Raw genomic sequence first — 14,228 nt, forward strand, 5'->3', positions numbered from 1 at the left:
CTATGGGGGTTGCTCATCATACCAGCTTGACACCTGTGCAAAATAGTGAGTATCTTAAAGTTAGCACTGATAAGTATACCTCAATAAATCCAATAGCTTCTCTATATCTGCAAGTGTCTCAAAAGATGAAGCTATTCAAACTGGAGTCTCTTGGCAATATTAAAAACTGGAGTTGATGTAATGTGACAATACTGATAATTATTCTTTTATTAATAATTATAGGATTGTTATTGAATATTAACTATAAGATTCCACCCCGTGATCTTGCAAAAGAAGCTTTAGAACGGGATAAGGATAACCGCAAATAATTATCGGGTAAACAAAATGAGATGAATCGTTGTAAGCTTCAATATGAATCCCTACTCAATTTTAATTTTAATTGTTGCTTCTAAACGCTTTCTTTTAACTTCGTTGTTCTCTATATGTTTCTGTATTTCATTAGAGACACTATACTCAGCAAAAGCGCCAATCGTATAATCACCAGCTGGCAGGCGCAAAGGTCTGGCAACCTCCTGATGGAATAATTGTTCTCCATTTGGCTTGTCAAAATATCCATATTTATCCCCTATATAATGGTGAGCCAGCATACCTCGCCAGACTGAAATCATTTGATCGTCAAAATGCAAGGTACTTGTATGGAGCGATGCGGCTCTAGTTTCCGAAACAAACAAGCCATCCTCATCTATAAGAAAATAACTAACTAAAGGATTTCCATGCTTTATTGTGATACTTGCTGTGCTTTTTACATCCAATGATGACCAAATGTCAAGATTCTCTCCCTCCTTGTAGCTTGTTTTACTACTATTGATTCGTAATTTAAAGAAATCATCTTCCTTTTGAGCGTATGCCTTAGAAACAGATGTAGACTTGAACGTATCATAAGGATCGATATAAATATTTTTAGTTTTTGCATCATATCTCGTGAAGCCGATACCTGATTTTTCAAGCGAGCGCACAGGTATATACGTAACCTCTTCTTTTTGCAGAAATGGCATACTTGGATTTTGTTCAAGTTCTTTTCCCATCCAAAATACTTTGCCTGAATATAGCTTGAGTTGCCATGCATTTGATGCATTAACAGTTGTACCCGTTAGCAGCAATACAAATGCTAACAGCGCAATTCGATATCCCTTTTGATTCATTCACCTAACCCCCTTTACTTGATTACGTCATTTACCAAAAAATGTAGCGATTGTAATGCCACTTTGATAAATAAAAACAAAAAAAGAGCACCGAAAAGTTCTCAGAACTGATCGGCACTCTTTCTAATTGTAAAGGGTCTTTAATTTTAATTATTGAAACTGCAACCAATCTACATCTACTATTCCTGTATCACGCACAGTCCAGCTGCGATAGTTAGGGTTCTTGAACGTAATATGCACTTGCTGCTGGCCACTTACTGCCGCAGACAGATCAACCGTATAATTTTTGTAGAACGGTGCCAATTGGCGTGTACTTACAGGCAAAGCCACATCTGCTACTAGTTGGCCCGTTGCGCCACCTAGGCGGACTTCCATCCGAGTGTCCTTCGCTAACACAGCTGCACGGACTGTTAATTTCGTAGCGCCTTTGTCACCGAAGTCAACGTCCTTAAATGACATCCAATCCGCAAAGTTTAAGTCGCGAACATTCACATAACCGCTCTTTTTAAAGAGCCCGTTAGAATCATTGTACTTCTCAGCTTCTAGCACAACACCGCCCTGCGCCTTAACAGGCTCTACGACTTTGACCGTAATATTACGCTTAATTCCCGGCTGGCCATTAACTGCCCCCGTCTGTGCGGTTAAGATCGCATCACCCGCGCCAACGGCAGTAACCTTGCCGCGAGCATCCACTTTAGCTACTGCTTCATTGCTTGATGTCCACGTTACATTCACATTAGCCGCTGTCGAAGGCATGACACGGATATTAACGGTATCCGTCCAGCCTGTCTCCATATTCAGCTTGTCGCCAGTCAAATGCATAGCTTCAATGGAAGTAGCAGCAATCGGACCCTGCGTGAAGTTAACACGCTCTCCACTTCCCCACTTCCAGCTAATAGTTTGTGGTGCACTTGCTGTACCATCCTTGCCAACGGCAGACAACTCCAACTTCACATCGGTTTCGTTGCTGCGAGGCAATGATTTCAAGTAGTACACTTCGTCATAGATACGGCCAATCGATTCCCGTTTGCCGTTCACAACACGCATAAGATCGTAATACCATACATCCTGCTGCTTATCGTTAAAGGCCCATTTCACATACATCGCCGCTTGCTGATCATCAAACATCGCTTTTTCAACCTGGAATCCTGTTGGGGCCGCCGGAGCTTGCGCGGTCTTCTTGTTCGTCAGCTTTAACTCGCCAATATTAGCCTTAAACAATGCATCTTCGTTTGATTGTGACGATACACGAAGGCTGATTGCCGCGATTGTTCTGCCTTCGAACGACTTCAGATCTGCTGTTGCAGTGCTCCATTGCTCGCTTAACCCACCGTTCAGGTTCACTGCCACTGGATGTTTCGGATCATCTTTAAAGGATAACAGCGCTTGAATAGCAGCACCTTGCTGCACATTGCCGTTGGCTTTATACGTCACAGACAACTGAACGTCTTTGGTGACAGGCAGATCCGTCTTGTATAAATGAATGTCGGTAGCATTATTTTTATTTAACGTACCTTCAATTTTAAGTGAAGATCCTCCGTTCCATGCGGTCGTGTAATCATAACCTGCAGCAAGTGCCTTACCAGCAGATTTCGTCCACCACTGCCAAGTTGGCAGTATATCCTGCGCAGCCATGTTGTTCCACTCGGCATCACTCGACTTCTGACCGTTCATAAAGAAATCAAGACCATGACCGTTATTAAATCGCGTCACAAAAGGATACGATCCCACAACTGACCGTTCCGATATGTAGTGTGCAATGCCTGGCCAGCTTTCATATTCCGTACCTACTGCTCTGCCGCTCTCTGCTGGATTGCCAAGAGGCCCAGACCAGTACGCCTGCTCCCGCTGTTCTACATAAGACTGTGTATTCAGGTCAAATGGATTCGGGCCTTTGTTCCACACCATATCCGTTCCAAACAACGCAACACTTGTGCGCGCACTACGCGCTGCGTCATTACGGAAGATCGCCTCTAGCTCCAGTCCGCGGTCAAAACGGAACTTGTCGTTCTCAATGCCGGCAAATACCGACGCATAAGGGTCAATGCCCAGCTTGCGGGCATGATCAGCGCTGCTTTCCAGACCTTCCGGCGTGTAAGCATAGTTCATAAAGATGCTGTCATTGGCGCGCTTGCCATCGCGTTCATCCTTTAACCACGGCGAATTCTTCTCGTTAAAACCATTGACATAAGAAATTTTGCCGTCAATCGTCAAGCTGTCGTACCAGCTTAAGTACATGCCCTGTGCGCGCATATATTTAAGCATCTCCATCAGTGAATCTGCATGGGCCTTGCTAATGGTTGCCTCTTGGTTAATAAAATAACCGTCAAAGCCAAAATACTTCGCCATCTCGATCATCTTGTCGGCGACAGGGAACTTGCCGTCCGGCGTCTTCTCCACTAGCTCGGCAAAATTAATATTACGGGGCCAGAACCAGCCGCCGAGGCTAATGACACCGTTACGGTGAGCTGCATCCGTATAGGCCGGGTTCGGGATGTTAACGACGCCGTAGTCTCGTCTGCCTTCCTCAGTAGGTGATCCCGCTATCGGAAGACCATGCCAGGAAGCATATATATCCTGGTACTGCCAATTCTTTAATACGTTGCGGCTGAAGCTGTCATTATAACGATAGCCTTCGAACCATTCTTCTTTATCATAATCAGCGGACAAATTCATCACTTGTGCTGTAGTCGTCAATTCCGGATGCGCTTGTGTGGGCTGGAATGGCTGAATCCGTTGAGCCAACGGAACACGGGAGCGCATATATTTTGCATATGGATCACTTTCCGGTGTCCACTCCTTCATCTGCTTAGCATTGTAGCCATGCAAAAAAGGCTGCTGCGGCCCGCGCGGCGTCTCCTGCGCTGAAGCAGGGCTTGGCCAGATCATCATGGTGGCTAATAGTGCGGTTATTGTACACAAAGATACCGCTTTGGATGCTTTACGAACGAGGGATTTTTTCTGTAACGTGTGTGTGGTCATGTTAACACCTCTCTAGTGGGGTTCGTATAATGATAATCGTGAATTTGGAAAAATTTAATGCTAGACGCGTCTATACCTTTAACGTAACTCCATTATGATCAACATCATAGTGTACTAATTAAAGAAATGGTGTATAAAACACATAAATGTAACCGCATACATTTTAGAAATGTTCATGCATCCCTCCTTAAGACTCATACATTACACTAGCAAGGTTCATACGATTTGAATGCCATTAGGCCTATTGAACGTGACTTTCGACACTTTTTTTATTTCTCTTTTTAAATGGTCACCCTACTTGTTGGGCAGATTACCAAAGAAGCATCCTGTCCATTCGACACACTGATTTACAGTATGTATTCAGAACTGGAATGAACAGATTATCAAACGAAACACAACGATCCGGCTCCACAAGCAGAAGGCTCATCTGCCCGCCATTCTTGGAAATTACTTTTGCACAATTTTCGCTGTACGCCTTCTCACTGTCACTTCCATTCGTTATGATGAAGTACAAAGGCATCCTGTTGAGTCGAGGTTAGCTACGACTCGATTTACAGTTGTGGGATGAATGATGATGCTGGCTGGAATCGTGGGAATCATGATAACAGCTAGCTGTTAAATAGCAGCATGAGGAGACGATATGAAAAATAAATTTGCACGATTCCTGCTAGGGACTGCCATTGCCATAGCACTCACGTTACTTTTAAATTCAACGGTAGGCTCACTCTACACCGTACTAAAATGGAGCGTATACGGGATAATGGCCACAATTGTTGTTGTTGTTCTCATGGAGAATCGTTCTCCCCAGACAACGCTGTCTTGGTTGTTTGTTTTATTCTCGTACCCCACTTTAGGCATTATCCTGTACCTGCTGTTCGGGCGTAATAGCCGAAAGCGCAAGCATGTTCAGACCTATATCAACATCGCCAAGCAGGCTAGACTGGATGCTGGAGTGGATACTGAAGTGAGGAAGGCCACCTCTCTGATACATATGGATCATATAGGAACGCAGACTCCTGAGAAACCGGAACTCGTTTCGCATTCGGAAGTTGTAGCTGATCGGATACGTTTAATTGGCGGCGATAACTGTGTAGGAGGCAGCTCGGCTGACTTGCTGACGAACGGGGATGAGACATTTAATGCGATTCGAACAGCCATCGCTGAAGCTGCTCATCACATCCATGTTCAATATTATATCTATCGTTCCGATCGTCTCGGGACAGAACTACGCGATTTGCTTATAGAGAAGGCAAAACAAGGCGTTCAAGTTCGCTTTATGTATGACGGACTTGGCAGTCACGCCTTAAGAGACAGATTTTTAGCACCAATGAGGGAAGCCGGTATTAAAGTAGCGGCATTTGATCCGATATTTGCGTATTCACTGACCCAGTCGGCCAATTATCGGAATCACCGCAAAATCGTCGTTGTGGACGGACAGGTTGCCTTTACGGGTGGTCTTAACGTTGGGGATGAATATATGGGCCAGTCCAAAATGGGCTTTTGGAGAGACAGTCACCTTCGTATCGAAGGCTATGCTGTGCATGATCTCCATCGCATATTTCTTCAGGACTGGATCTATGCTGCAAGTCGGACCTACAAGGAAACGTGGAAGCAGTTTATGCACAATGAAGATTACTTCCCCAATCACCTTGCAGATTACAAGGGAAGCAAAGGAGGCATTCAGATCATTCCTGGTGGACCTAATTATAAAGACGCCAAAATGCGTGACGTCTTTCTGTCCTTAATGGCTGGTGCCAAAGAGTCGATCTGGATCACGACGCCTTACTTCGTACCCGATCAGGAAACACTAACGTTCCTACAATTAGCAGCTTCCTCGGGCATTGATGTCCGCATCTTGTATCCAGGCAAGAGCGACAGCCTGCTCAGCGATCAGGCATCCCAGTCTTACTTCGCTGTGCTGTTGGCGCATGGTGTGCAGATCTATCGATACAAAGAGAACTTTACGCATGCAAAAATGATGCTTATAGACGGCAAAATTGCCTCTGTTGGCACTGCGAACATGGATATACGCAGCTTCCGTCTGAACTATGAAGTAACCGCGATCCTATACGACATGCCTGTCATAGACGATATTCTTTACAGCTTCTATGAAGACTTCAAATGCTCAACCCCGATTAATCCGCGTGAATTCGTCCATCGCAAAGTAAGTAAACGAATCGTCGAATCGCTCACACGATTATTATCACCATTGCTCTAGACCCAACGCCCCTATATAGAAAAAAGGAACCGGAGAACGGTTCCTTTTTACATCATGCAGTGCTATGTAGCGCGGTAATAAACCGCGTCTTAGTTCTCTAACTCTTCTTTGCTGACAAGCGTCACTAAAGCGCTTACAGCCTGTTCTGCGTCTGCGCCTTCAGCCGTAATGCTAATTGTAGTTCCAGAGCTGATTGCGAGACTCATGATTCCCATGATGCTCTTCGCGTTTACTTTCTTATCTTCCTTCTCCACGAAGATATCCGAGGAATATTTATTTGCCTCTTGAACGAACAGCGCTGCTGGACGTGCATGCAGTCCTGTCTTCAAACGTACGACAACTGGTTGTTGAGCCATGCGAATCATACCCCCTATATTTAATCCTTGTTTCATTAGTTGTGCTTACATCCATTTTACGTGAGTGCAGTGCAATTTACGATATGAGAATAACAAATTCATCTGCTTATGAATGAAAAAATAAGATCTGACCATCCTAACCGAAATTTCACAAGACCCAACTGTCTTCCTACTTCCGGCCTAATCTACAACGAACGACTTCGATCCAGCTTTTTCTCATCATATTATAGCATTATAACCGATATTAAACTAGCAAAAAAGTACTAGCTGTTACGAATTCGTTCCGCCATCTCATCCAATTTGCGCAAGCGATGGTTAACACCAGACTTGCTCACTTTACCCTTCAAGAGCTCGCCAACTTCTTTCAGATTGATATCTGGATGTGCCAGTCTGACCTCGGCAACCTCCTTTAATTTGTCAGGAAGTGTATCCAGACCTATCTCCTTCTGAATGAGCCTAATGTTATCGATCTGGCGAACAGCCGCACCAATCGTTTTATTTAAGTTAGCCGTCTCACAGTTCACGATTCGGTTGACCGAGTTCCGCATATCACGCATAATTCGTACGTCTTCGAACTTAAATAATGCCTGATGGGCTCCGATAATATTGAGAAACTCAATAATTTTCTCGCCCTCTTTAATGTAGAACACAAAGCCTTTTTTGCGTTCAATACAGCGCGCGTTTAAGGCAAATTCATTGGCAAGATCCGCTAACGCCTTGCAATGCTCCTCATACATCGAAGAAATCTCCAAATGATATGAGGACCCCTCAGGGTTGTTCACTGAACCACCGGCCATAAAAGCACCACGCAAATAAGCCCGCTTACAGCAATTGTTTGCTACTGAGCCTTTATCTATTCCTTCAGTGAACAAAAAGCCCTCAGATACGATATGAAGCTCCGAAAGCATCTCCTGTACCTGAGTTGGAATCCGTACAATATATACATTATTCTTCTTTAGGCGCATCTTCTTACGTACAAGCAGTTCCGTATGCACCTGAAAATGCTTCTTGACGAGTGTATAAATACGACGGGCGATGGCCGCGTTCTCCGTCGAGATATCCAATATGACTTTGCGATTAGAGGAGATCTGAACCGAACCGTTCATACGCATAAGCGCAGACAATTCTGCCTTTTCACAGCACGTATCCGATTCAATCAGCGTTAATTCCTTCTTGGTCTGTGCCGCAAAAGACATGGGTCATTCACCTCTTTCGTAACATCCAATCTTCAACTAATTGATAAATATGATAGCTTAATTTGTCCGCATCGTGTCTTAAATAAGTACGGAACAACACCAATGAATCCGCAATGACCTTGTAACCGTGTCGTGTTACTTCGTCCAAATCAAGTTGGACCGCTTTGGCCCCCATCTCAGCGTACTTATCCTGTACTTGTGGAGGGATCTCACCATCATTGACGATGACATAATCAAATAACTGATGTCCAACGTGCTCTTGAACAGCCTGAAGGTGATCACCCACTGTATAATCGTCTGTTTCTCCTGGCTGGGTCATTACATTACATACGAAAAGCTTCACCGCATTCGACTCTACAACTGCCTTGGCTAAATCAGGCACAAGCAGATTGGGGATAATACTAGTATATAAGCTGCCTGGTCCGATCAGAATCGCATCAGCCTCACGGAGTGCTTCCACCGCTTCTGGCAAGGCCTCTACATCTTCAGGCTCCAGGAACACGCGCTTAATGCGTTGACCGTACTTCGGAATGTTGGACTCACCCTCTACAATCGTGCCGTCCACCATCTCCGCCTTCAGCACTACCGCCTGCTCAGCGGCAGGGAGCACCTTGCCTCGTACGGCAAGTACTCGACTTAATTCTCGGACACCTGCCACGAAGTCACCTGTAATATCAGTCATCGCTGCCAAAATTAGATTACCTAAACTATGGCCAGCAAGCCCGGTGCCCGCGTTAAAACGATACTTCAACATCTCGGACAGAGAAGGTTCTACATCTGCCAAAGCTGTCAGTACACTGCGGATGTCTCCTGGCGGCGGCATATTCAGCTCGCTGCGTAGAATACCTGAGCTGCCGCCATCATCTGCAACCGTCACAATAGCCGTAATATCAAGCGGTTTCTCTTTTAGCCCGCGCAGCATGACAGACAGCCCGGTGCCGCCTCCCATAACTACGATACGCGGACGCTCCCGCTCTTTTAACTTATGCCCCATAGCGACCTCCCGCTAGTGTCGATCTCTCTCCGCATCGCGGTGACTGACACGCACATTTTCCGTATCGCTTGCGCCAATCATACGACCTATATATTCAGCTACTGCTACTGATCGATGCTTGCCGCCCGTACATCCGATACCAATGACAACCTGACTCTTGCCTTCCTTATAATACTGAGGAAGGAGAAAGTTCAGCATATCAAGCAGCTTGGTCAGAAATTGTTGTGTCTCCGGCCACTTCATAACATAATCGTACACATCTGCATCCTGCCCCGTCCGCGGACGAAGTTGTTCCACATAATGTGGGTTCGGCAAAAAGCGTACATCAAAGATTAAATCTGCATCAATTGGCACACCATATTTAAAACCAAAGGAAGTGACGTTGACTGACATCAGATGCTGATTGGCATGCATAAACCGGGAAATAATACGTTCCTTTAACTGTGCAGGCTTCAAATTGCTCGTGTCGATCACTTGTGTCGCCCAGCCCTTTAAGTCCTCTAGCAGTTTGCGTTCCATTCCGATTCCGTCCAGCGGCATTCCGTCAGGAGCCAAGGGATGGCGGCGTCTACTTTCCTTATAGCGCTGCACCAGCACGCCGTCCGTTGCATCTAAAAACAAGATTTCATAACTAATAGTAAAATGTTCCCGAATATAATTAAGAGACTCGGACAGCGCCGTGAAAAATTCACGGCCGCGCAAGTCAATCACAAGTGCAACTTTAGCGATCTTCCCTTTGGACTGCTCTATCAATTCCGCAAACTTAGGGATAAGAACAGGAGGCAGATTATCTACACAGAAAAACCCAAGGTCCTCCAAGCTCTGTACAGCAATCGTCTTCCCAGCGCCAGACATTCCCGTAATAATAACCAGCTTCGAGACTGCTGCCGTTTCCGTCGATTCCATCATCGATTCGTCCTCTCCTTATACGAGCCGATTACGAACGCAAGAACAAGCCTGCCGCTCCGATCATGCCGGCATCATTGCCAAGTTCCGCCGCAACAATTGATACGCCGCGCGTAACCGGTTCTGGTGTTAATTTCAAGAACGTCTCTCGAATTTGCTCAAATAAAAATTCGCCCGCCTTCGATACGCCGCCTCCGATAATAAAGCGTTCTGGATTAAGCGACACAGCAACTGCTGCCATCGACTTACCCAAATAAAAAGCGGCACGGCTGACGATACGAATAGCCACCTCGTCACCAGACTTGGCTGCATCGATAACATCTTTTGCCGTAATTCCGCTCTCCAGCAAAGAAAGAGATGTACGATCTCCACGTTCTACCGCATCATTCGCCATGCGGATAATACCGGTTGCCGAAGACACCGTCTCCAGGCATCCCATTTTGCCGCAGCCACATTGAATAGCTTCGAGGTCAGGAATGACCGCCATATGTCCAAGTTCCCCTGCTAATCCCGAGAATCCTTGCACAATTCTACCTCCGATAATGATGCCGCCTCCGACACCCGTACCGAGCGTATAACATACACAATGATCTATTCCTTTACCTGCTCCGCTCCAAGCTTCTCCTAGTGCAGCAACGTTGGCGTCATTGTCTATTTTGATTGGCTTGCCTAGTCGTTCTTCTAATATGGAACGAATCGGCACATCCTTAAACCCTACGTTAGGGGCAAGAACGATAACGCCTTCCTTTACATTCGTGAATCCAGCTACACCAGTGCCGACTCCAGCCACCTGACTCCAATCATAAGGAGATTCCTCTACGATATGACGAACGTACTTCTCGATGTTATCGATTACCGTTTCGGGACCTTTGGGCACTTCTGTCGGTCCTTCATAGGTTTGCACCAAATTCCCTGCTGCATCCACTATACCGACTTTAATAGCCGTACCTCCCAAATCGACACCTACGTAGATTTGCTCAGACATGCGTCATCCACCTTTATTCATAATCGTATGGTACTTCAGTACCCACTATACGCGAACCCACTAGTCAGGTCAAGAGAAGTGGTCACTGCCTAAATACAGCGTTTTTGCCTACTCTTTAAGCAGAAACGGAGCCCTAGGGCTCCGTTTCCGACGTGTCTTAAACGTTATTAATATACTGTGAAACTTATATGAATTCGGTAACGCCAACAGGGGCTAGTGCAATTCCATATGAATTAATTACCGCTCCAGTCATGTACTGCGCTACCCTCAAGGAATTTCTCCGCGTCGAGCGCTGCTTGGCAACCAGAACCTGCTGCCGTAATGGCTTGGCGGTACTTCTGGTCTTGTACATCGCCTGCTGCAAATACACCTGGCACGTTCGTTTCCGTCGTTCCTGGCTTCACTTGAATATAACCGTTATCGGTTAAGGTCACTTGTCCACCAAGGAAGCCTGTGTTAGGCGTATGACCGATAGCTACAAACAGGCCGTCTGTTGTGATGACTTCTTCTTCGCCCGTCTCGTTATTCAACACTTTCAGGCCTGTAACACCCATACCTGTAGATTCTACGTTAATTGGCGTACGATTCAACGCCCACTTGATTTTCTCATTGGACTTCGCACGGTCCTGCATAATCTTGGAAGCCCGCAGCTCGTCGCGACGGTGAACCAATGTCAGCTCAGAAGCAAAGCGTGTTAAGAAGTTAGCTTCTTCAAGGGCCGAATCCCCGCCACCAACAACAACGATCTTCTTATTGCGGAAGAAGAAGCCGTCACATGTTGCGCAAGCACTTACTCCTTTGCCCAAGTTGTCTTGCTCGCCAGGAATGTTCAAGTATCTGGCAGATGCACCCGTTGCAATAATCAGCGTCTCTGTAACCACTTCACCAAGACCATCCACTTGCAGCTTAAATGGACGCTCCGACAAGTCCACGCTTTGCACCATTCCTGTCTTAAATGTGGTGCCAAAACGTTCCGCTTGCTTACGCATGCTATCCATCAATTCAGGACCTGTGATGCCCTCTGGGAAGCCTGGGAAGTTCTCTACGTCCGTTGTAGTTGTCAGTTGGCCGCCTGGTTGTGGTCCTTCAATAACGAGCGGATTCAGATTGGCACGTGCCAAGTAAATAGCTGCTGTATATCCGGCAGGTCCAGTTCCGATGACAACTGATTTATAAACTTTATGTTCCATATATACGCCTCCTTGACGGTTCCTGTAACCGTGATGTATGCACTGCTTCGTCTATTCAATTCTAAGCGTTAAATAACCAAGAATGACCCCTGTTAATCTGCTTTATTGCAATGGCTTGTGACCACTTAATGAATGTATCTTTTTCCAATTATGATGTGCAGGGCACAGCTCTTCAATACGCTTTACATACTTGCTTACGGTAGCGGCCGTTACTCCATAACGATTCGCCACATCCTGGAACGAAACCTTTTTGTCATGAAGCTTGCCTGTCACATATTCAATTGCAGCAGCCCAAGCATCTGGCTTCAACATTCGAGGTGTATCGGGATACATTGCATCAATAAATTGGACCCATAACACTTCAGCATCATGTATGATAAATAATTCGTAATGATCGCCCATCTGATCTCGCAGCATATTAATGACTAATTGCCATTCTGGCTGCCATTCTGGTGGTCCTTGCAGCAGATAAGCTGAGCTCACATGAATTGTTTCATCACCGATCAGCACGTCTAGACTTTCCTGCACACCCATTCGTCGCAATACATACAAGCATAACTGCTTCACGTATGTCTCCTGTTCGCGATCGGTCAAGAGCGCTCGCAGTGCGCCCTTTGCCTCATCATCACCAAGGAGGCTCATGGCTTCCAGTGCTTGCAGCTTAATCTCCAGTTCTCCAAAGCGCAGCGCCCAGAACAAGGAAGAACGAACAAGCGGATCAGTCTTCACTTGCTGTTCCCATCCTGCTTCTGTACCACCTTCCGTATCCTCATTCCATGTTGAGGTTGTGTCGGATACTTGAGCAGCGTGCCGGTGTCTCCGACTCGCTTCATCGTAAGGTAGTCGATAATGATAGCTTGGCATGACCTGCCAAGCCTCCCCAGGACGAGCTTGCTGGAGCTGTTCCAGATAATACGTTGCAATTCCAGATTGAGGATCCAATCGTCGGCATGAAGCCCACCATCTCGCAGCCTCATCATAACGTTCCACATGACACGCAGCAACTGCCGCATAATGATATACACTCGGCTCACGCATACTGCTCTTCGTCACGATACGCTTTAAGTGACGGTATGCTTCTGCGTGTTCACCGAGTATTCCCATCGTAGTCGCCAGCTTAAACGCATGTTCACGATGGAAAGGCTCGGTCTTTGTCAGCATGCCTATTAACAGCTGTACTTTATCTTCATGCCCTGCATGGCGTTCGAATATGGCCAAGTTACATAAGGCGTGCAGGTTGCCGCCGTCGCGATCCAGTACTCCTTCAAGTTCGCTGCGTGCTTCATCAAAACGTCCCATATAATAATACGCTAATGCCAAGTTGTTGCGTGCCGCAAGGAACTCCGGGTCGCCTTGCAAAATATGAAGCAGCAACTGCTCCGCCTCTGCAAACCGTCCTTCCTCCAACAGCACGCGTGCCATAGAGTGGTCTCGTTCTTGTTCATCCATATCGTTGTCTTCTTCTGACAAAGGGGACTCCCCATTCAAGTCCGTCTGTTCCTGTTCAGTCGTATGTGCTGATGCCGACATCAGGTCCTCTGCTTGGTTCCCTTGAAGTGAATTCCAATTGCCAACCTGCGTTATCGAACTTGGGTCAGCTTGCTTGAGGTCCTCTGTCGGGCTCTCCGCATTGTCTCCAAGATTCATACCCGCTTTGTGCGCAGAGCCGGTACGTCCTCGAGGGAATGAATGAGAACTTCTCATTTCAAAACGGAGCATTTCCAGCATCTCTTCTGCCTCTTCCGCATACATTCCATAAGGCTCAAGCGTCAAGTATCGCTCCAGCAGTACCTCTGCGGTGTTAAAGTTGTCCAGATAGGCCCAGTTGTTCGCCATATAGTAGTAGCATTCGGTCATGTCAGGATCCAGTTGTTCGATCACATGCTCCAGAATGCGATTCGATTGTTCGAATTGCCCGGTCTCGGCAAGCGCACCGGCCAAATTACATTGGTGTACGGGGTTTGCGGGCTCACTGTCTGCCGCTCTCCGGAAATATTTTAATGCCTTGTCGTAATGCAACCGCTCCAAAGCCTTCATGGCGCGATCGGCATAGGCTGCAGCATCCACCGGAAATGCAATGATTGCAGATTGAGTATTCAGTATAGGTCCGGCTGATTCAGACTTCTGTTCTGCCATCGCCAAGGCACCTCCTTACACATCTTCGTTATACACATACCCTCAAGTATAACATAATGACGTGCAAATCCCTCAACCCTTTCCACAAAGCGCTGTTAAAGGGACAATGTCCCTCTGCAGCAG

General features: G+C 46.4%; 10 protein-coding genes. 1 reads left to right on the forward strand and 9 read right to left on the reverse strand.

Annotated elements, in window-relative coordinates:
• Positions 1-359: 359 nt before the first annotated feature.
• Together MH117_RS15440 and MH117_RS15445 are read right to left on the reverse strand one after the other, a co-directional pair.
• The gene (locus MH117_RS15440; protein ID WP_239329766.1) at positions 360-1,142 is read right to left on the reverse strand and encodes a hypothetical protein; all 783 of its coding nucleotides are present in this window, start codon (positions 1,140-1,142) and stop codon (positions 360-362) included.
• Positions 1,143-1,292: 150 nt separating this feature from the next.
• A complete protein-coding gene (locus MH117_RS15445; protein WP_239329769.1) occupies positions 1,293-4,124 on the reverse strand; it encodes an endo-beta-N-acetylglucosaminidase in 2,832 nt (943 codons plus the stop codon).
• A 640-nt stretch (positions 4,125-4,764) separates the two neighbouring features.
• On the opposite strand from MH117_RS15445, the gene cls reads away from it, so the two are divergent.
• Entirely contained in the window at positions 4,765-6,342 is a 1,578-nt protein-coding gene (cls, locus tag MH117_RS15450; protein ID WP_239329771.1) for a cardiolipin synthase, read from the forward strand.
• A gap of 89 nt (positions 6,343-6,431) precedes the next feature.
• Here cls and MH117_RS15455 read toward each other — a convergent pair whose 3' ends face one another.
• The 7 genes from MH117_RS15455 to MH117_RS15485 form a co-directional block, all read right to left on the reverse strand.
• A complete protein-coding gene (locus MH117_RS15455; protein WP_239329773.1) occupies positions 6,432-6,698 on the reverse strand; it encodes an HPr family phosphocarrier protein in 267 nt (88 codons plus the stop codon).
• A 263-nt stretch (positions 6,699-6,961) separates the two neighbouring features.
• The gene (whiA, locus tag MH117_RS15460; protein ID WP_239329775.1) at positions 6,962-7,894 is read right to left on the reverse strand and encodes a DNA-binding protein WhiA; all 933 of its coding nucleotides are present in this window, start codon (positions 7,892-7,894) and stop codon (positions 6,962-6,964) included.
• A gap of 7 nt (positions 7,895-7,901) precedes the next feature.
• A complete protein-coding gene (locus MH117_RS15465; RefSeq protein ID WP_239329777.1) occupies positions 7,902-8,888 on the reverse strand; it encodes a gluconeogenesis factor YvcK family protein in 987 nt (328 codons plus the stop codon).
• 12 nt (positions 8,889-8,900) lie between these two features.
• Positions 8,901-9,797, reverse strand: a complete 897-nt coding sequence (gene rapZ / locus MH117_RS15470) for an RNase adapter RapZ (RefSeq protein ID WP_239329779.1) — start codon at positions 9,795-9,797, stop codon at positions 8,901-8,903.
• Between the two features lie 28 nt (positions 9,798-9,825).
• Positions 9,826-10,779 carry an ROK family glucokinase gene (locus MH117_RS15475; RefSeq protein ID WP_239329781.1) on the reverse strand — a complete coding sequence of 318 codons (954 nt, stop codon included), beginning with the start codon at positions 10,777-10,779 and terminating at the stop codon, positions 9,826-9,828.
• Positions 10,780-11,012: 233 nt separating this feature from the next.
• A complete protein-coding gene (gene trxB, locus MH117_RS15480; protein WP_239329783.1) occupies positions 11,013-11,969 on the reverse strand; it encodes a thioredoxin-disulfide reductase in 957 nt (318 codons plus the stop codon).
• A gap of 102 nt (positions 11,970-12,071) precedes the next feature.
• Positions 12,072-14,105 (reverse strand): tetratricopeptide repeat protein, encoded by a 2,034-nt coding sequence (locus MH117_RS15485; RefSeq protein ID WP_239329785.1) that lies wholly within the window; start codon positions 14,103-14,105, stop codon positions 12,072-12,074.
• Positions 14,106-14,228 lie beyond the last annotated feature (123 nt).

The organism is Paenibacillus sp. ACRRX, assembly GCF_022346885.1.
Lineage (GTDB): Bacteria > Bacillota > Bacilli > Paenibacillales > Paenibacillaceae > Paenibacillus_B.